Below are 19,469 nucleotides of genomic sequence, written 5' to 3' on the forward strand. Positions count from 1 at the left end.
GTCCGTCACGCCGGGACCCGTCTCTCGAGATCCGCGAGTAGTTCGGCGACCGTCGAGCCCAGAGCGGACGGGATGAGGTCGACGAGTGCGGTCAACACGCCGGTGGCGCGCGTGGCGACGTGGTCGGGAACGATTCCGGGCTGGTGATCGACCTCGACGTGGGTGGCGTGGTCGTCGGTCTCGAAGGCGATCGACAACGGATAGTTGGCGATTCCGTTGAACACCGAACGGCAGGTGGCCGGAGGGCCGTCGGGTCGGGCGACGCCGCGCAGCGGCGCGGGACGCACCGAAGCCATGATCTCCATGACCGGGAACCGGCCGCCCCGCTGGCGAAGTGCAGTGAGGATCGGGCCGAAGTCGGTGCCGGAGTGTTCCATCGCCCGGTAGATCACCGACGCGGCATCGCGCAGGGCCCGCTCGACGGTCGCGGTCGGGTCGACGCGGAAACGCATCGGGATGATGTTGCCGCAGTAGCCGATACGCTGCGGTGGCTGTGTGCGGCGCCGGTTGTCGGCCGGGACCACGAGCACATGGTCGGGTGAACCGGTCAGCGCGAACGCGGCCAGCGAGCACACTCCGATGAGCAGCGCGTTGGGTGTAGCGCCGACGATCTGTGCGACCCGGTCGAACGCGGCGAGCGATTCGTCGGCGACCGCGGCGGCCACCTTGATGCCCTCCCGATCGTCCATCGGGGAGAGCCAGCTCTCCGCGGCGCTCTCGGCGGGCAGTTCGCCGGAGAGCGGGTGGCGCACATCGTCGGCCGCCCAGGTGTCGAGAGCGTGGCGTACCGCGGCGTCGGTGGTCTCGGCCGCAGTGGCGGCATCCGGGGTGGCGGGCCGGGCCTCTGCGTGCACGTCCCCGATCCACTCGCCGGACACGAGCGTGCCGAGCAGCGAAGGCCATGAGGTGTCGTCGACCGCGAGATGGTGAACCACCAGGATCATGCTCACCCGCCCGTCACCTCCCGAGACACGCAGGCGTAACGGCACCTCGGTGAACAGGTCGAATGGGGTGCGGGTCAACCGCGTGGCCATGGTGTCGCTCTCCGTCGAGCCGACCGCGGCGTCGTCGAGACCCCAGGTCCAGACCGAACGGGTTGCGGCCCACCGTCCTTCTCGACGGACCTTCACACGGTGGGGTACTCCGGCTTCGACCTCGACGATCGAACTGAGAACCTCGAAGCGTTCGACGAGTAGTTCCGCTGCGGCGACCACGGATTCGACGGTTCGATCGCCGTCGAACTCGATGACCAGACCGATGTTGTGCGATACCGATTCCGGATCGAGCTCGTAGATCTTCCACATTCGACGTTCGGCGATGCCGAACTGCCCGAAGGAATCCGGGTTCTGTGCGCTCGGGTCGGGGCGGGCCTCGCCCGCAGCGGCGTCGCCGGACTCCGCAATCCGCCGGCGGAGCAGTGTGAGTCGCGCTTCGGTCAATGTGGGCACGGTTCTCCCTCGGTCGAAGTGACGGTGGACATGACGGTGGGGTCGTCCGCGCGCAGGACATCCCAGTCGCGGGCCACCGGGATCAATCGGCCGTCCGCCCACAGTGGGGCCTGGTCCTGGAAGTGCTCGGAATCCGGGTCGCCGCTGACGCCGAGTGGCACCACCCAGAGGCTCGCCCGCGGGTCGGCGAGGTCCCAGACATAGCGGGCCGCGGAGCCGGTGATGCACACGTGGGTGCCGACCGCGGACGCATTGGCGAAGACACACTCCGAATCCCCGGCGAGGGGCAGCGGAGTGGGTCGCAGCGCCGCAAACAGCTCCGGATGTCGAGGTGACGCACCGACGAGATCGAAACCGTGGATCGGGGCGAGCACGTGCACGCTGCCCCAGCGGGGGACGTGCCCGATCGCCTCGACGCGGGTGACGACGGCGTCGAGCGCGTCGAGCGCAACCTCGCCGATGTCTATCCCGATCACCGCGGAGTTGGCGATCACCGTGGTGATGGCGGTGGCGAGGCGCGGCTCCGGGACGAACCACGGCTGGAACACCGCGGGGAAGCCGTGCGGACCCCGCAGCGGGGCGAGGACGTCGGTGCGCGCGACTCCGAGCACCAGCTGACTGCGGAACTCGGCGAACAGGAAGGCGTCGGTGCTGTCGGCGCCCATGGTGCGGTCCCAGGCGAGGATGCGTTGCCGGAAGTCCTCGGCGGCCGGGGTGTTGCCCACCACCCGGGTGAGGAGTCGCTGGACCACCTCCGCCTGGTCGAGGCGGATGTCGCGGTGGATGTTTCCGCAGTCGTCCGCGCTGACCGCGTCGAGTTCGTCGAGACGAGCGGTGATGCGGTCGGCGCGGAACGCCTCCACGCACTCGGTGGTGATCGGTTGCAGCGCAGGGACCGTGGACATCCGTTGATTCGCGGTCACGCTGACACCGCCGTCGGCCACGGTCGCGTCGAAATCGGGGTCGCCCAGTGAACCCGGTTCGTAGCCCTGCCACTGGTAGCGCTCGTCCCAGCCGGGAACCGGTAGCCAGTAGTTCTCCGGAGCCCGGACGGGTACCCGTCCGGCCACGTGGGTGACGGTCGTTCCGTCGGCGTGCGCGACGACGGCACGGTTCACCGGCTCGACCCAGGACGACAGCGCGGCTTCGACGTCGGCGATCGATCGGGCGAACAGCAGGTCGAGCGGGGCGTCGAAGGTGACGTCCGTCGAGAGCAGCGGCGAACGCAGGCTGATCGCGAACGGCTCATCCGGACCACCGAATACGACGGCGCCATTGTGTGTGGTGATCACCTCGACCGCAACGGGTTCGGAGTCGCGGACGCCGATCTGCTCGGTGTGGACGGTGGCCGGCGCCCGGTTTCCGCCGGGCACCTCGACGAGCAATGTGCCCGTCTCGTCGCGGGTGAGTCGCTCGACGTACAGGTCCTGGTAGTCGGCCATCGCGTTGGTGATGCCCCAGGCGATCTCCTCGCCCTGAGCGAAGTGCGGGATCCCGGCGACGCCCGCGAAGGCGAAACCGGCCACGTCGAAGGACTGTGCCGGGTCGGTCGAGGCGAGGTGGAACTGCTGGTAGATGCCGGGCAGTTCGAGGAATCGGTGCGGGTCGCCGGCGACGATCGGCGACCCGGTGGTACTGCGGGCCGCGGAGACACCCCACGCGTTGCTGCCCGACATCGGATCCCCCAGGTCGACGGTTTCCCCGACGGGGGATTCGGCGACCGGCGTGGGCCGGGTGAGATCGAGGATCTCGCGAAGGAATGCCTCGTCGGGAATCCTCGGCACGGTCGGGTCGTTCTCGCTGCCCTCGAAGGCCCAGAACCGCAATGCATCCGGTCCGGTGGTGCGGCAGGCGTGGAGCCGGAACAGTTTCGTGGTGAACCGGCCGAACAGCACGTGATGCATGATGAAGACCGAGATCGGGGTCCACGGCCGCCAGGGCTCCGGATGATGGTCGAGCGCTGCGAGTTCCGGTGCCGGAGGAACGCCATCGGCATCCGACAGGGTACTGTTCACGCCGTCGGCATAGGCGCGCAGCAGGTTTCGGGTGCGCTCCGAGGAAGCGTGGTACATCCGTTCGGCGGCCGCATCGAGGCGTGCTCGCCGGGCGAAGGTGTCCCACTCCACGCAGGACCCGCCGAAGACCTCGGCGGTGCGGCCCTCGGCGCGCAGCCGCATGAACTCGATCTGCCACCGGCGGTCCTGACCGCAGGCACGGCCCTGTCCGTAAAGTGCCCCGGCCGGAGTGGCGGCCAGCACGTGCGGGATGCCGTGGGCGTCGCGCAGGATCTCCGCGACGGGAGATTCGGCCGACGGGGTCGTGGTGGTCATCGGGGCCCCCGATCGGCGACGGGGTTGGCAAGCAGATGGCCGGCGTCGATGAGAGATGCGTAGGAGTCCTCGATGTCGACCATCCGTTTGTTGTTGCGCAGCTGCAGGCCGTTCATGTGGACCGCACCGAAATGTGGCGCGAACAGATCCCATTTCGCGAACTTGTCGTCGAGATCGGGATGGGCGGCGACGAATTCGCGCAGGCTCTCGGCCACCAGGTCCCAGAACTGCCCATCGGTGACGAGCCGGTGGGTGTGGAGGATGCCCGCCAGTGGGCGCAGGAAGTCGTCGAAGATGTCCGACAGCACGCCGAGGTTGCGGATCTCGTCGGGTTCGGCGGTGAGCACGCGAGCGCAGTTCTCGGGGAACCCCTCCGGATCGCCGAAGACCGAGACCTCCTCGCCGATGTCCTTGAGGATCGCACGGACCGGGATCCCGTTGTCGAGGACGAGGATCAGGTTCTCGCCATGGGGGGAGAACTTCAGCTCGTACCGGTACAACAGGTAGGCGATCGGATGGAGGTATGTCCGGAGGTAGCGTCGAATCCACTCGGCGGCGGGAATCCCAGACCGTGCGATGAACGCACCGACAAGGGAGTCGCCGTGGTGGTCGACGTGCAGGAGCGCCGCCATGGTGGCGAGCTGTTCGTCGCTGCCCACGAGCGAGACCGGACTCTCGCGCCACAGCGCCGAGAGGATCTTGCGGTACTCCGATCCCGGCTGGGTGATCTGGGTGAAGGTGGGGCTGCGGTAGCCGATGGCCGCGACCTCGAAGATCATCTCGAATCCGATGGCGGCCAGGTACGGGTCGTCGGCCACGAGTCCGCGGACCCAGTTGTTGATCAGCGGGGTGGTGCGCATGTAATCCGCCGACATGCCCCGGGTGAAGCCCATGTTCACGATCGACAGGGCACCCTTGACGTAGTGGCGGGTGGGGCTGGTCGAGTTGAAGACCGTACGGATCGACTGCTGCGCCTGGTACAGGTCGGGGCTCTCACCCACGAACACGATGCGCCGGTCGGCGAGATCGGCGGAGTAGAGCTTGCGGACCTTCTCGGTCCACTGCCACGGGTGCACCGGCAGGTAGTGGTAAGCGTCGGGTTCACAACCGCATTCGCGTAGGACGGCGTCGAAGTCCGCCAGCGTCTCGACGCCGAGTTCGTCGACCAGCATGGCGTCGTAGTCGACGCCGCTGACCGTCGCCACGTCACAGTCCTCACGGCGGGCAGCGACCCAGGCGAGCCGGAAGTGATTGCCGACCTCGGGTGCGTAACGCTCGATGTCCTCGGCGCTGAAGCCGAGGCGCCCGGCGTTCGCCACGATGCAGGGATGACCCTCGGTCATCGTCTTCTCGATGGTCTGGAAGTCGGCGTACGCGAGATCGGTTGCCGTGACGCGCCGTTCGTCGGGCCGGTCGGCGCTGATGGCGAGGGTGTTGATGAATTCCTCGAGGTAGTCCGGCAGCGCCTGAGGGCCGATGCCGAGCAGCGGTGCGAGGTCGACGACCAAGGCGATGGCGTCGACGGGCAGTTCCTCGCCACGTCGCACACGACGCAACGACGACTCCTCGATCGCCCAGTTCTCCAGGGCGAGGACCTCGGCGCGGAAACGGTATTCGGTGTCGCCGTCGGCGGAGACGACGACGTAGTTGCCCGGTCCGGTCTCGACGGGACTCAGGGCGCGTTCGTGAGAGAACTCGGCCAGTATCTTCCTGGCGATCCTGCGGTGATACGTCTCCCGATGGGACACGGTGCCCGGCAGTGCGGTTCGCGGATGGCGGATCTGTTCGACGGTCAACGGATCACGCTCCCAGGTCCGTCACCTCGACCGCGCCGACGCTGGTGCCGCCGGCGGTGACGCGGAGGAAGTCGTCGCGCGTGCAGTAGCTCAGATGAGCGGTCTTGTCGCCGACCGGATAGTCGCCGTCGACCTGGAATCCGACACTGGCGTTGAGGCGGTGGACCGCGGTGTTGCGCACGTCCGGTTCGACGACCACTCGCGCGGCGCCGACCTCGAGGATCGCCGTCCGCATGATGTGCAGCATCACCGCGCCGGTGAATCCGGGCAGGGCCTGCTCGGCGTGGGCGACGAGCAGGTGCATCCCGATGTCGCCCTCGGCATGGACGTAACCGCTTGCGGGGTCGGCGAGTTCGCTGGTCTGCGGATCGTACAGTTCGAACAGGAACTGCGGTCGGCCGTCGTGGTAGCCCAGACGCATGCCGTAGGGCGTGCCGGTGGTCGCTGCCGCGGTCTCCCGGATCATCTTCTCCACGTCCGCGACCGAGCTCTCCAGCATGTCCCAGTACTTGGCCTTGGGATGGGTGAGCCATCCGTGGACCGTGACGGCGTGCGACAGGTCGTCGAGATCGACCGAGTGCAGGTCGTACGCGGGTGCCGATGAAGTGGTCATGATGCCTTTGCTGTCGTGAAGTCTGCGGTCGTGGTGGGTACCGGGGCTGCCGGCTGCGCGTTAGGTCCCGGCCAGCTCGGCGTCCACCTGGTCGTCGGTCAGGGCCACGACGCCGAGGAGGATCTCGGCGACGCGCGTGACGCGCGGGCCTTCGAGGGCGGTGAGCCGTTCGGCGAGGCCTGCGATGGTCCGGTGACCGAAGATGTCGGCGACCGACAGGCGCGGGGCGTCGAGCCAGGTGCGCGACAGCGCCACGAGGCGGGTGGCCTGCACCGAGTCGCCGCCGAGCGAGATGAAGTCCTCGGTGACACCGATCGGTCGGACCGGCAGTACGTCGGAGAAGATCACGGCGAGCGCCTCCTCGAGCGGAGTACGCGGTGCGACGACCGCCGGGCCGGTGTCCGACGGGTCGACGAGGGTTGCCAGTGCCTTGCGGTCGTACTTCCCGTTCGCCGTGAGGGGCAGAGCATCCAGCACGGCGATCGAACGCGGGATCATGTGTGGCGGCAGCGTTTCGGAGAGTCCGGCGAGGATCTCGTCCTCGTCGATCCGTGTCCCGGCAGGGACGACGGCGGCACGCAGGTCGCGGCCGTCGGACCAGGCGACCGCCGAACCGACCTCGTCGAGCCCGAGCAGTCCGGCTTCGACCTCGCCGAGCTCCACACGGTAGCCGCGCACCTTCACCATGTGGTCGGCGCGGCCGAGGAAGTCGAGGAATCCGCCGGGCAGATAGCGGGCGAGATCACCGGTCCGATACCACGTCTCGCCGTCGTGGCGGACGAAGCGATCCGCCGTGCGCTCGGGATCGCCGCGATAGCCGTCGGCGACGCCGGCACCGCCGATCCATAGTTCACCGGGGACGAGGTCGGGACGATCACGGCCGGTCTCGTCGACGACCCGGCACCGGACGCCGCGCAGCGGAACGCCATAGGGCACGAACGCCATCCCGGCGGGCACGTCGTCCGCATCGCAGATCGTGGAGTGGATCGCGGTCTCGGTGGTGCCGCCCAGGCCGGCGACCCGGCAGTCGGGCAGCTGTGCGGCGACCCGGTCGAGCAGCGACACCTCGACCTTGTCACCGCCCATGATGATCACCCGCATCGACGCGGGCAGCGAACCGATGTCGAGGATCATGCCGAGGATCGACGGCACGCAGTTGAGTACGGACACCGAGTGTTCGGTGAGAAGTCGCACCCAGTCGTCGATCTTGATGCGCTCGTCGTCACCGGGCACCACCACGGCGCCGCCGACGGCCAGCAGTCCGAAGATGTCGAAGACGGAGAGGTCGAACTCGAGCGAGGAGACCTGGAGGCTGCGATCACGCTCGTCGAGCGAGTAGCGGTCGAGGAGGTCGGTGAGGGTGGCCACCGCGGCACGATGTGGGACCTGGACGCCCTTGGGCAGTCCCGTCGATCCGGAGGTGAAGAGGATGTAGGCCAACGCCTCGCCGGACACCTCTGCGGGCTCGGCCGGTGCCGCGGTTCGGGCATGTGCGATGTCGATGACGGCGGGTCCGTCGCCGTCCGCCCAGGCGCCGACATCGGCGGTGAGCACAGCGCGTGGTCCGGCGATGGAGACAATCCGGGCCCGGCGGGCCTCCGGTTGCGTCGGCGCGATCGGTACGTAGGCGGCGCCGACGGCGAGCACGGCGAGTGCGGCGACGACCTGGTCGCCGCCCTTGGGCAGGTGGACGACCACGGTGTCCCCGGTGCGGAGGCCCGCCGCGGCGAGTGCGCCCGCCACACGGAGTGCGTCGTCGGTGAGCTCGCCGTGCGTCCAGGTGTGGTCATCGGTGATGACCGCCGGATACGCGGACCGCTGCGCCGCGCGGCCGAAGATCGTGCCGTGCAGGGTGCCGTCGAAGACATCGGTGGCAGGGAGCGGGTGCTCGACCGAGCGACGTTGTGTACGAACCTCATCGGCGACCGGATCGGGCGCGGCCAGGTCCCACTCGCCGTCGACGAGGAGGCCGAGGAGACGGACGTAGTAGTCGAACATCGCGCGGGCGGTGGTCTCGTCGAGGTCGGACACCCGGACGTCCCAGTTCAGGAGCAGGCCGCCGGCGATCTCGGTGACCTGTGCGTCGAGCAGTACCTGGGGACCCTGTGAGACGATCCACGTGGGGTCGCCGAGTACGTCGGTGGACTGCGCCGAGAAGAGGTCGCCGAGCCCGAGCGCGCTGGTGAACACGACCGGCGAGACGACGGATTCGCCTCGTGCACGCCCGAGTTCGCGGAGGACGTCGAGGCCGCTCATCGAACCGTGGGCAGCGGCGTCATGCATTGCCGAACGCATCTGATGTGCGCGCTCGGCCAGCGTCGCCGGTTGGCTCAGGTCGACGTCGACGAGGATCGAGGAGGTGAAGTCGCCGACCACGCGTTCGACATCGGGGTGGATCTGCGGACGGTCGAACAGCGGAACAGTCAGCAGGAAGCGGGAATTCGCGGAGTGCGTGCCCACGGCCTCGGCGAAGACCGCCGCCACCGCAGCCGCGGGGGTGACGCCCCGGCGATGGGCGTGTTCCTCGAGTCGTTTCCACTCGGAGGCGGAGACCGAATGGTGGAGGCGGACGCTGCGCGGTTCCACCTCGCCGCGGGCGGCGCGATCGTCGACTGGGAGTTCGGGGGGTCCGGGCAGGTGGGGGATGCGCTCCCGCCACCATGCGAGGTCCTCGTCGCGGATCTCACGGGACGTCCGGTCGGCCGTGATCGTCGCGAAGGTGACACCGAGCTCCGGCAGGGTCTCTCCGCGGTAGAGACGCGCGAAATCGTCGACGAGCACGCGGTAGCTCATGGCGTCGGCCGCGATCATGTCGACGTCGAGGTGCACGCGGGTGGAGCCGTCCGGAAGCAGGCTCAGTTCCGCGCGGATGACCGCGCCCTCCTCGACCGGGAGGGCGCGATGCGTTCCGTGTGAACGCTTTTCGGCGAGGATCGCGTCGACCGTCGCGGCCGGCCGGCCGCGGAGGTCGTGGACGGCGATGGCCTCCGGATGTGCGGGTCCGACGACCTGGGTGCCGTCGGGGAGTACGCGGATCCGCAGCATCGGATGACGCTCCAGCAGCGCGCTCATGGCGGTGGTGAAGCGGTCCGGATCGATGTCGTGACCGTCGAATTCGATGTAGAGGTGCGCGGCGACGTTGCCGAACGCATGGCTGTCGGAGCGGCCGATCCAATACGCGTGCTGCATCGGCGCCAACGGGAAAGGTGCTGTGGGGTCGACGTTCTCCGGGGACTCGTCGGTGTCTGCGGTGGTCGCGGGACTTCCGATGAGTGCAGTCCAGGCGTCGAGTGTGGGTGCGGCGGCCAGGCGGGCGAAGTCGATGTCGATGCCGCGTTTGCGCCAGGTGCCGGCCAGTCGCATCATGCGCAGGGAGTCGAGTCCCTGGGCGATGAGGTCCTGGGTGGGGTCGAGGGACTCCGATGTCACGCCGAGAGCGCCGGCGACCTCGGCACGGATGACGGCAGGGTCGGCGAGATCGGTGATGGTGGATGTCATCTCGGAGTTCGTGGCCATCAGTCGAAGTGCCTCTCGCGGTTCGGGAACGTCGTCTACTCGTGTACGCCAATTTAGGGTAGGGTATACTAACTAATCGCCGCGACCAACGTCTGCCGGCGACAAAACTTAGGTTAGCCTAAGTTATGAACCGCCATGTCGCCAAATGATCTGAATCACGCTTCGGTGGGCAGTCGACCGCCCCTTGTGCGTTACAAAGATTAGGCTAACCTACCCATGGGTGGTGGGCTGAGTTCGGTCGCCGCGACCCACGCGATTCGCGCGCTCCGGCGCAGTGGACGCCATTCGCCAGATTTACGAGACAGCCGACGCCGCGGTCGGCGAGAACGGGGAACGAACATGTCGCAGAGCAGCGTGGTCCTGGAGGAGGCCGGCTCCACCAATACCCTGGCAGCAACTGTCCGAGAGGCGATGTCGGCGGGGAACACCACGCTGTCCGTGCTCGACTCCGACACCGGCGAGTGGGTGACCGCGCCCTGGCGCGAGGTCCACGCACGCGCCGAGCAGATCGCGGTGCAGCTGCTCGCCGACAGTGAGCTCCACGAGCCGCTCGCCGTCGGACTCATCGGCGATCCCACCGTCGACCTGATCGCCGCGATCCAGGGTGCGTGGCTCGTCGGAGTGCCGGTGAGCATTCTGCCCGGACCCATCCGTGGAGCCGACGAGGACCGGTGGGCGCAGGCCACCTACTCGCGATTCGTCTCGATCGGTGTCGGCACCGTCCTGGGCAGCGGCTCCCAGCTCGACCTGCTGTCGAAGGTCGACGGTCACCTGAGGATCGCGCGGGTCGCCGAGTTCGGTGTCGCCGCCGACACCACCGACTTCGTCGCCCGCAACGTCAACAGCAACACCGTCGCTGTCCTGCAGGGCACCGCCGGGTCGACCGGTGACCCCAAGACCGCGGTGCTCACGTCGTCGGCCGTGTACTCCAACGCGATCGAACTCGTGAGCCGCCTCGGACTGCACCGCACCCGCGACACGGGGTTCAGTTGGCTCCCGCTGTACCACGACATGGGCCTGATGTTCCTGCTCGCCGGCATGACCACCGGCATCTCCACCTATGTGTTGCCGAACACCGCGTTCGCCGCCGCGCCGTTCAAGTGGATGCAGTGGCTGACCGAGACGAAGGCCACCGTGACGGCCGCCCCGAACTTCGCCTACGACATCCTCGGTCGCTACGGGAAACTCCTGCGCGACGTCGACCTGTCGAACCTCCGCGTCGCGATCAGCGGCGGCGAGCCGATCGACGCCGACGCATTCGACAAGTTCCTCGAGGCGACCGCGCCGTTCGGTTTCGATCGCTCGGCGGCGGCACCCGCCTACGGCATGGCCGAATCCGCTTGTGCCGTGACGATGCCCGCGGTCGGCGAGGGCGCACACTACGACGAGGTGACGGTGACCCCGCCCGGCGGCGGCGAACCCATCCGACGCCGGTACGCGATCCTCGGAAAGCCGCTGGGCGGCATGCAGATTCGGATCGTCGAACCGAATATTGACGTTCCCGCCGTCGACGGTCGTTCCGTGGGCCACGTGGAGATCCGTGGTGCCTCGATGATGCGCGGCTACCTCGGCAGCGCCGATCTCGGTGCGGGGGAATGGTTCTCCACAGGTGACCTCGGTTATCTGATCGACGACCGCCTGGTCATCTGTGGACGGGCCAAAGAGGTCATCATCGTTGCCGGACGCAACCTGTTCCCGATCGAGATCGAGCGCGCGGCCGCCGAGGCCGCCGGCGTTCGGCGTGGCGGCGTGGTCGCGATGGCGCGGGGCGAAGGGTCGTCGCGTCCGGGCCTGGTGATCGTCGCCGAGTACAAGGGTTCGGACCCGGAAAAGGCTCGTGCCGAGGTCATGTCGGAGGTCGCATCGGCATGCGGGATCATGCCGGCGGACGTGATCTTCCTGGCCCCCGATTCGGTTCCACGTACCACCTCGGGCAAGATCCGTCGCCTCGAAACCCGCCAGATGGTCGAGGACGGGACGCTCGGATCGGTCGAGCAACAGTGAGCCAAGTGGTGACAAGAGGTCGTGGATGGCAGGGCGCCGTCCTCAAGCTGCTGGGCGGCGACGACTTCCGGCTCACCGTGACCGGCTCCGAGGTGGTGACCGAACACTATGTGCGTCTGACCTTCAGCGGCGGCGGTCTCCTCGCGAAACGAGCACTGCACCCCACGATGTGGATCCGGATGTGGTTCGACGACGCGGGCAAACTCCACCAACGGGGGTACACCCTCGTCGACGCCGACCCTGCCGCCGACACCTTCGGCATCGAGTTCGCGATCCACGACGGCATCGCCGCCCGCTGGGCGCAGCAGGCGCAGCCCGGGGACACGATCAACGCCACCGTGATGGGTTCGAAGTTCGCCATGCCGGCCGACGTCCGCGGGTGGGTCATGGCCGGTGACGCGGCTTCGCTCCCGGCGATCAACTCGCTGCTCGACGCCATCGAGGCATCCGGTCGCCCGGAGACGCCTGCCACGATCTGGTTGGAGTATCAGCACGAGAGCGACAGGTCCCTGCCGCTGCGTGCTCGTGCGCACGACACCGTCCACTGGATCGCCCGTGAGCGCGACGGGGCCGCACTCGTCGACGCCGTACGCTCCGCGGCCTTCGATGCGAATGGCCACTTCGGTTGGGTCGCACTGGATTCGGTCAGCACCCGCGCGGTGTCGGCGACGCTGAAGAACGACTACGGAATCCCCAAGAAGTCAGTGAAGGCGCAGGCCTACTGGATTCCGGGCAAGTCCTTCGCCTGACCCTTCGAGACGCTCGCGAGCTCGCTCTTTCTGCTCCTTGAGTAGCCCGGAGCTTGCGAAGGGCGTATCGAAAGGACTCTTCGAGATGCTCGCAGGCTCGCTCCTCAGGGAGCGGTCAAGCGAGGTCGAACACCACCGGGGCATGATCGCTGGCGCCCTTGCGTTTCCGCGCCTCGCGGTCGATGTGCGCGCCCATAACGCGTGTGTCGAGCGCGGGTGAACAGAACGCGTAGTCGATACGCATGCCCTCGTCGCGCGGGAAGCGCAACTGTGTGTAGTCCCAGAACGTGTAACCGGGGGCGTAGGGGAGCGCGGAGTCGACCAGACCGCCGTCCAGGAAGCGCTGCACCGCTGCGCGTTCCGGAGGTGTGACATGGGTGCGTCCCTCGAAGTATTCGCGGTCCCAGACGTCGTCGTCGGTCTGGGCGACGTTCCAGTCGCCGGCCAGCATCATCTCGACGGCCGGATCGTGAGCCAGCCGCAGTGCGATGTGGTCACCGAGCGCGTCGAGCCAGCGCAGTTTGTACTCGTAGTGCGGATCGTCGGGCGTACGTCCGTTGGGGACGTACAGACTCCACACGCGCACCCCGGCGCACACCGCGGAGATCGCGCGAGCCTCGCGGATCGGCTGGTTGTCGACCGGATAGGTGGGCACGCCGTCGAAGGCGATCTCGATGCCGTCCAGGCCGACCCGCGACGCGATCGCGACCCCGTTGTAGGCGCCCTGCCCGATGTGTGCCACGTCGTAACCGGCGGCCAGGAAACTCATCAGCGGAAACGCGTCGTCGTGACACTTCGTCTCCTGCATCGCCAGCACGTCGATGTCGGCCTGCTCCATCCACGCGACGACCGACTCCGATCGCGCCCGAATCGAATTGACGTTCCAGGTGGCGAAGCGCATGCAGCGTTCCTCGATCATGGTGGTGGCCGATGTCGGGTCCACCATAATGTGGCCGGTCGGCCTGCAGGGTCACCGGGGGTTGGCGGCCAGCTCTACGGCGCGTTCGAACGACCGGACGCGGTGTCGGGCCACGTCGTACCCGGTCCGGGCGAGCAAGGCGTCGCGGAACTGGGTGTTGAACCGGCCGGCGATCCCGGCCCACCAGGGCTTGTGGCTCCGGGGCAGATCGGCGAGCAGCCGGTCGGAGGCGACGGTGAAGACCGGGGCGAGCCGGAGGTAGTCGGGCCGGAATTCGCGCAGATCACGGTTGGGATAGCGGTCGAGACGGACCTCCGCGAGCGCCCGCGGCAGATCGGCTTCGATGTGTGCCGAGACCCCGGCCAGCAGTCCTTCCATGACCGGCAGATGCGGCTTCTCCGGGCTGACGATCTCGCAGGTAGACCATGCGACCCGCCACGGTTCCTCGACGTCGCCGCCGTTCCGGTAGGCGTCTAGGTTGCGGGCGAAGTAGTCGTGGAAGACCGGGATGATCGCGAGGACCCAATCGGGGTGGGTCAGTCCCAGTTCGAGACGTCCGGTGGCCGCGTCGATCATCGTCTCGGTCACGTACTGGTAGACGCGGGCGAACCACTGTTTCGGGTCGTTGGCGCCGGCGAGCTCGTCGGCGATCTCCTGCTGTAGGTCGCGGATCGCGAGCGCGGACGCCACGAGTTCGTCGAGGTCGTCGGGTTCGCGGGGTGGGCTGGTGCTCGGGGGAGTGAGCGTCGCGTCGTCGAGCTCGCCGGCGATCGACGCCATCACCTCGAGGGACCGTTGCACCTCTCCGCGGATCTTGCGGGCCATCACATGAGAGAGAACACCGGGGAAGAGGGTCATGTGGACGGTCCAGTGCACCTCGACGCCATCGGGGGTCTCGACGACGCGCTGGTGACCGCGGTGGTCCACCAGCAGAGGACCACCGTCGTAGACGCGGTACCTGAATGTCGTTGGGAACTCCGCATCTTCGATGACCTCGCGCAGTTTGACCCGTCCTCCCGGCAGCGTCACCATGCGCAGCGCGCCCGGGGTGTCGAGTCGATCCTGCGGGCCGCTGGACAGCGGGCTGATCGGTGCCGTCGACCACCGGCACATCTGCTCCGGATCGGTCAGCAGATGCCATGCGGCCTCGGGGGTGCAACGGAGTTTCTGGCGGAGGGTGAAGGTGGCGGTCATGCGACGGTCTCCAGGTGGCCCTTGTCGGCGGCGTCGTAACGGGTGGACATGATGTGCTCGAGGTCGATGCCGAGTTGCATGGTGACGAGCTGTAGTTCGCGATGCGCGACCTTCCGCTCGGAGCCGAGCAGTCCGGCGCCGCGCGCCATCTCGCGAGAGCGCACGACGGGTCGCGCCAGGGTCACCAGGTGATGCAGCGGCGTGGACCGCAAACCCATTGCGGCCGCGACCTCGTCGTCGACCCAGCGGGTCGACACGGAGGCGAACAGGCTCCGGAGGAATGGCCGGGACAACCGGTGCACCGCGTTGTTGAGTGGCTTGGGCAGTCGGAGATCGGTTCGGTACCCGTCGTCGAGGAGTGCCTGGACGAGCAGCTTGGACTCCTCCGGTGGGGTCAGGTGGAATTCGCGTCCGATGTGGTCCGTCCGCCGCGCGTCGGCGAAGCTCTTCGGGAGCCGGTGCTCGTCGACGCCCATCACCCAGCCGATCCAACGCCACAGATGGGTGATCGCCTCGAGTTCGGCCTGGGAGTACTGGATTCCGAAGTCCTTGGCGACCCGGAGTGGCAGGACGAGGAAACCGGCGGTGATGGTCAGCTGTGAGTACGTCTGGTTGATCGGTACGCCCCACTGATCGTCGTCCCATGTCTCGCCCGCGTGCAGGTGGTGGCGAATGATGGCGTGCACCAAGCGGATTCGCAGCGTCTGCGACCAGCCGGGGTTGCCGGGTTCCATCATTCCGGGGGCCGTGGCGAGGGTGACCCACCGTCCGGTGGCGACGACGCGGTCCCAGGTGCCTTCGGTGAATCGGCCGGTTTCCACCAGGGGCCGGGTGAATCCACGGGCCTGATATCCGTAGATCAGCGACTGGTACAAGGTGCTCGACTGCAGCGAACCGAAACGCCACCACGCCTCGGCGCCGGCGCGTGCGACGGCCGGATCGAACCACGGCGGTGTATGGGCGGCCTGGTCGAGGAACCGTTGCAGGGCGGGTGGGGCGTCGGCGCCCAGGGTCGGATCGTCGACGGCGGCGATGATCTGGGGCCACGCCCACCCCTCGCCGGCGAACATCTCGGCGATGACGGCGTCGGCGGCGGGGTCGCCCACCATCAACCCGTCGGCCATCGCGTCGACCTGTTCGGGATGGGCGGACCTCACCTCCGTCCAGTTGCGGGCGCCGGTGATCGAGGCGGCGCGTTGCGGTGTGACGGTACTCATGGCGTTCATAAAAAGACAGTGTGTCTTTTTGATGGGTTGTGGTCAAGGGTTGCGGGCGTTCGCCCTGCTGTCGACGCCTTCGAAACCGGACCAGATGAGGAGATGGAGGTGATCGACCAGCGTCGACCGCGGGATCGACCGGGTGCGCGACCACCAGCTCACCGTCGACGAGACCGCGCCCACGAGCGCGTGCGCCCAGGAATCGGCGGGGGCGTCGTCGCCACCACGTGCGCGGAAGCCTGCGCGCAGGATCTCGGCGATCGCGCTGACCACGGCCCCGGACTCCCCGTCGGCGGACTGGTCGAGCCGGCCGGTGAGGAGCTGGGCGAGTTGGGGTTCGGTGTCGAACCATTCGGCCAGGATGTCGATGGCGGCGCGCGTCTGATCGGCCGGTTCGATGGTTCCGCTGACCACGACGGTGAGCTTCTCCACGATCTTCCGCGCATGCCGCGCCGCCAGGGCATTCATGAGCGCGTCCCGGTCGGCGAACGCCGCGTACACCGCCGAGCGGGTGAGTCCGGCCGCCTTGGCGACCTCGGCGAGTCCGACCTCCGCCCCGGAGCTGCGGATCGCGGCCTCGGCCGCGTCGAGTAGCTCCTCGCGACGGGCGTCGAGGTCCACCGGAGGGCCGGGAGGGCGGCCTCGGCCGCGTCGTGCCGGTTCTGTAGTCATCTCCGCCCCAGGTTACGACGGTCCGACGCCATGGTGGGCCACGACCCGGCGTGGCCTGATCAGCGGAGGTTCGACAGGTCCGTGATTGCCACACCCGCATCGGACCAGCGGGAGCGCACCTCGCCCAGACGAGAATCCGAGGTCGACAGGATCACCGCGAAGGTGCGTCCACCATCTTGATACTCATCGCGGTAGAACTCGACGGACTGCGCGAACCATGTGAAGCCTGCGTCGTCGGAATCCAGCAACCGATGCGCCTGGGCGATGTGGACGACGATCGTCGACGGGGCGTCGCCCTCGGCGGCTGCGGTTTCGAGATCCCGCATGCAGTCGTCGAAAGCATCCTTGTTGCGCCCGAAGTGGTCCGGGAAATCCCAGACGCGGGCGAAGGAGGTGTACAGGCCACCGAGGTCGGTCGCGGTGGCGCCGCTGACCGTGCGGATGCGGGTGTCGGGCTCGAGATCGGGAAGTCTCGGCGCGGTCGTGACGGCGACGGCGGGGCCGTCTTGGCCTACGCCGGCGAGGAACGCGCGGAGGTCCTCGATGAACGAATCGTCGTGCGGCGCGGTCATGACGGTCCTCGGATCTGGATGAACGAGCGGTAGTGGTCGGCGGTGTACCAGGCGGAACCGTCACTGCCGGTGACGATCCGCTCGGCATCCCGGCCGCGGTTGGGGGCCTTGGGATTCACGTCCCACTCTCGGTATGTGATCCGGCGGTCGTTCGCGTCGGTGGCCGGGAGATGACCCTCGTTGTTGCGGAAGGTCATTCCGCCCTTCGTGCCCGGCGCCCGGGCGGCCTCGGGCCATTCGCCCGCGTCGATGTACGCCAGCGTGCGGGTGACGTGCGCCGGAATCGATGCGGGAGCAGGTGTTTTCGAGGTCTTCGACGCCCTGGAGGTCTTCGTCGCCGTCCGGGCCGTGGACGTCTTCGGCCTCGACGTCTTGGTGGTGGTCGTCCTGATTGTGGTCGTCTTGGTTGTGGTCGCGGCCTTCGATGCCTTGGACTTCGTGGCCTTGGTCGTGGACGACGCCGCAGCCGTACGCATGTCGTCCGCGCTCGAGTCGCGGCTGTTGTTGATGAACCACGTGATCGCGAAGACGAGCCCGATGATCACGAACGCGGCCACGGTGATCGCGGCCTGCCGCCGGCGCTGGGCGACGCTGGGCGTCGAACGGGAACGTGAACGGCGGGCCATCAGTGGTCCTCGGTGGGGATGTCCTCGGTGGGGATGTCGGTGGAGGGGATCTCGGGGGTCAGGTAGCGGTAGGCGTGGTGGAGGCCGAATCCGAGCCGCCGATACCACGCTCCGGCAGAGCGATTGGTGGTCTCGACCTGCAGACAGGCGGCGTCGGCGTCATTCTCGGCTCCCCAGGCCACCAGTTCGGCGAGCACCTGGGTGGAGAGGCCGGCGCGGCGTCGTGCGGGGTCGGTCCACAATGCGGAGAGCCCCAGCCACTTCCGGCCGTCGGCGGCCTGGGTGACGATGCCCCGGCCGATAGCTGCCGCGGTGCCGCCCGCATCGATCGACGCGAACACCAGCGGTTCGTCACCCGCTGTCACCACCTGCCGGACCACGTCGGTGTCGGCGTCGGCTCGGTGTCCGGCGTAGGCGTCGAGCCACGCCGCATCCGGTTCGTCCGCGAGCCGCACCGCGTCCGACCGTGAATCGGCGAGGCGCTCGGTGAGTGACGCGAGGTCGCAGGTCAGCGTCTGTACCTCGATGTCCTCCACGCCGCCGATGGTCGATGCCTTCATCAGCCGGTCGGGCAGCGCCAGGAGCGGCGGCAGGTCGCGGTCGGCGTACCAGCGAGCGATCCGCTGCAGCGTGGTCGCGTCGGGATGGGCCGACATGTCCAGTGGGACAGCTGAATTGGCGCGGCGGGTGAAGCCGAGTCCGGCGCGGAGGAACCAGCCGGCGATCCATGCGGTCTCCACGCCGGGCCAGGCACGGGCCGCTGCCTCTTCGAGTGTGCGGATCTCCCTGTTGCGCACCGGACGTGCCGAGAGGAGCCGGACCGATGTCACCGTCGCGACTGGGATCGACACCACCTCGCCGTCACGCTCGAGCCGCAAGGGATCCGCGTCGTCGACGAGGATGCCGGTCACATCCGACTGTGCGGCATCGGGATTGCCGCGCCAGTCGGCGGGTGTCGTGGAACCCAGCAGATAGCGCACGACGACCCGGTCGCCGACGACGGCACCCGACAGCGAGACAGTCACCTGGTGGGTCAGTCCTCGTCTTCGTCGTCGTGCCCGAAGGGGTCGGCGACGGTGCCCGGCAGCCAGGTCAGCCCGGGGACACCCCATTTGTTGCGCTTGATGGCCTTCTTCGCGGCCCGCGCGTTGCGGCCGACGAGCACGTCGACGTAGAGGAACCCGTCAAGGTGTCCCACCTCGTGCTGCAGCATGCGGGCGAAGAAGCCGTTGCCCTCGATGACGACCTCGGCGCCGGTCCGGTCGACGCCGGTGACGCGTGCCCAGTCGGCGCGGCCGGTGGGGAACTGCTCGCCCGGCACGGACAGGCAGCCCTCGTCGTTGTCGTCGGGATCGGGCATGGTCTCGGGGATCTCGGAGGTCTCGAGGACCGGGTTGATGACCTCGCCGCGGCGTCGGGTGGCCATGCGGTCGCCGTCGGGGCAGTCGTAGACGAACATCCGGGACCCGACCCCGACCTGGTTGGCCGCCAGCCCCACGCCACGGGCCGCGTCCATGGTCTCGTACATGTCGTCGAGGAGGGTGATGACCTCTTGCGACGGACGGCCGTCCGCGTCGAGCGGGACCGGGGAGGTGGGCTGGTGGAGCACCGGCTCGCCCACGATGCAGATCGGGAGAATCGCCATGCCGATCACCCTATAGCTGCTCAGGGCGCCGGAACGACGCCGGGTACGGCGCCACAGTCCGGAAATCATCCGATTCCCCGGATCGACGTGAACGTGGTGAGGTGAGGCTTACAGCGACAGCTCACGCGTGGTCTCGACCGACCGAGCGTCGTGGCGAGTCACAGCGCG

At 68.2% G+C, this 19,469-nt stretch carries 15 protein-coding genes; 2 read left to right on the forward strand and 13 right to left on the reverse strand.

Translation table 11 applies throughout. The annotated features are described in order from the left end of the window. Positions 1 to 5 precede the first annotated feature (5 nt). From IHQ52_RS05645 to IHQ52_RS05665, 5 genes are read right to left on the reverse strand one after another with little or no spacing between them, the layout of a single operon-like run. The gene (locus IHQ52_RS05645) at positions 6 to 1,448 is read right to left on the reverse strand and encodes a non-ribosomal peptide synthetase family protein (RefSeq protein WP_040004804.1); all 1,443 of its coding nucleotides are present in this window, start codon (positions 1,446 to 1,448) and stop codon (positions 6 to 8) included. Beyond that, positions 1,436 to 3,778 (reverse strand): penicillin acylase family protein, encoded by a 2,343-nt coding sequence (locus IHQ52_RS05650; RefSeq protein ID WP_096272906.1) that lies wholly within the window; start codon positions 3,776 to 3,778, stop codon positions 1,436 to 1,438. The genes IHQ52_RS05645 and IHQ52_RS05650 overlap by 13 nt, the downstream gene beginning before the upstream one ends. After that, on the reverse strand, positions 3,775 to 5,574 hold the full coding sequence (locus tag IHQ52_RS05655; RefSeq protein WP_238064137.1) for an IucA/IucC family protein: 1,800 nt from the start codon (positions 5,572 to 5,574) through the stop codon (positions 3,775 to 3,777). Before IHQ52_RS05655 ends, IHQ52_RS05650 begins: the two co-directional genes overlap by 4 nt. A gap of 4 nt (positions 5,575 to 5,578) precedes the next feature. Further along, entirely contained in the window at positions 5,579 to 6,187 is a 609-nt protein-coding gene (locus IHQ52_RS05660; protein WP_006436918.1) for a GNAT family N-acetyltransferase, read from the reverse strand. A 60-nt stretch (positions 6,188 to 6,247) separates the two neighbouring features. Further along, on the reverse strand, positions 6,248 to 9,703 hold the full coding sequence (locus tag IHQ52_RS05665; RefSeq protein ID WP_238064138.1) for a non-ribosomal peptide synthetase: 3,456 nt from the start codon (positions 9,701 to 9,703) through the stop codon (positions 6,248 to 6,250). Positions 9,704 to 10,042: 339 nt separating this feature from the next. Here IHQ52_RS05665 and mbtM point away from each other — a divergent pair, with 339 nt between their 5' ends. Together mbtM and IHQ52_RS05675 are read left to right on the forward strand one after the other, a co-directional pair. Then, on the forward strand, positions 10,043 to 11,707 hold the full coding sequence (gene mbtM / locus IHQ52_RS05670) for a long-chain-fatty acid--ACP ligase MbtM (protein WP_024500263.1): 1,665 nt from the start codon (positions 10,043 to 10,045) through the stop codon (positions 11,705 to 11,707). Further along, complete coding sequence (locus tag IHQ52_RS05675) at positions 11,704 to 12,456, forward strand: siderophore-interacting protein (protein WP_024500262.1); 753 nt, start codon at positions 11,704 to 11,706, stop codon at positions 12,454 to 12,456. The genes mbtM and IHQ52_RS05675 overlap by 4 nt, the downstream gene beginning before the upstream one ends. A gap of 115 nt (positions 12,457 to 12,571) precedes the next feature. Here IHQ52_RS05675 and IHQ52_RS05680 read toward each other — a convergent pair whose 3' ends face one another. From IHQ52_RS05680 to IHQ52_RS05715, 8 genes are all read right to left on the reverse strand, one after another. Next, complete coding sequence (locus tag IHQ52_RS05680) at positions 12,572 to 13,357, reverse strand: exodeoxyribonuclease III (RefSeq protein WP_024500261.1); 786 nt, start codon at positions 13,355 to 13,357, stop codon at positions 12,572 to 12,574. Between the two features lie 69 nt (positions 13,358 to 13,426). Continuing rightward, the gene (locus IHQ52_RS05685; protein ID WP_096272912.1) at positions 13,427 to 14,569 is read right to left on the reverse strand and encodes a DUF5995 family protein; all 1,143 of its coding nucleotides are present in this window, start codon (positions 14,567 to 14,569) and stop codon (positions 13,427 to 13,429) included. Further along, positions 14,566 to 15,786 (reverse strand): oxygenase MpaB family protein, encoded by a 1,221-nt coding sequence (locus tag IHQ52_RS05690; RefSeq protein WP_375295676.1) that lies wholly within the window; start codon positions 15,784 to 15,786, stop codon positions 14,566 to 14,568. Before IHQ52_RS05690 ends, IHQ52_RS05685 begins: the two co-directional genes overlap by 4 nt. Before the next feature lie 42 nt (positions 15,787 to 15,828). After that, positions 15,829 to 16,458, reverse strand: a complete 630-nt coding sequence (locus IHQ52_RS05695; protein ID WP_024500258.1) for a TetR/AcrR family transcriptional regulator — start codon at positions 16,456 to 16,458, stop codon at positions 15,829 to 15,831. 59 nt (positions 16,459 to 16,517) lie between these two features. Then, positions 16,518 to 17,030, reverse strand: coding sequence for a barstar family protein (locus IHQ52_RS05700; RefSeq protein ID WP_024500257.1), 513 nt, complete (start codon positions 17,028 to 17,030; stop codon positions 16,518 to 16,520). Beyond that, positions 17,027 to 17,656 carry a guanyl-specific ribonuclease gene (locus IHQ52_RS05705; RefSeq protein ID WP_024500256.1) on the reverse strand — a complete coding sequence of 210 codons (630 nt, stop codon included), beginning with the start codon at positions 17,654 to 17,656 and terminating at the stop codon, positions 17,027 to 17,029. Before IHQ52_RS05705 ends, IHQ52_RS05700 begins: the two co-directional genes overlap by 4 nt. Then, positions 17,656 to 18,681 (reverse strand): N-acetylglutamate synthase, CG3035 family, encoded by a 1,026-nt coding sequence (locus tag IHQ52_RS05710; protein WP_024500255.1) that lies wholly within the window; start codon positions 18,679 to 18,681, stop codon positions 17,656 to 17,658. The genes IHQ52_RS05705 and IHQ52_RS05710 overlap by 1 nt, the downstream gene beginning before the upstream one ends. Positions 18,682 to 18,689: 8 nt before the next feature. Further along, complete coding sequence (locus tag IHQ52_RS05715; RefSeq protein WP_024500254.1) at positions 18,690 to 19,301, reverse strand: peptide deformylase; 612 nt, start codon at positions 19,299 to 19,301, stop codon at positions 18,690 to 18,692. Between the last annotated feature and the right edge of the window lie 168 nt (positions 19,302 to 19,469).

The organism is Gordonia amicalis (genome assembly GCF_022059885.1).
Classification (GTDB): domain Bacteria; phylum Actinomycetota; class Actinomycetes; order Mycobacteriales; family Mycobacteriaceae; genus Gordonia; species Gordonia amicalis.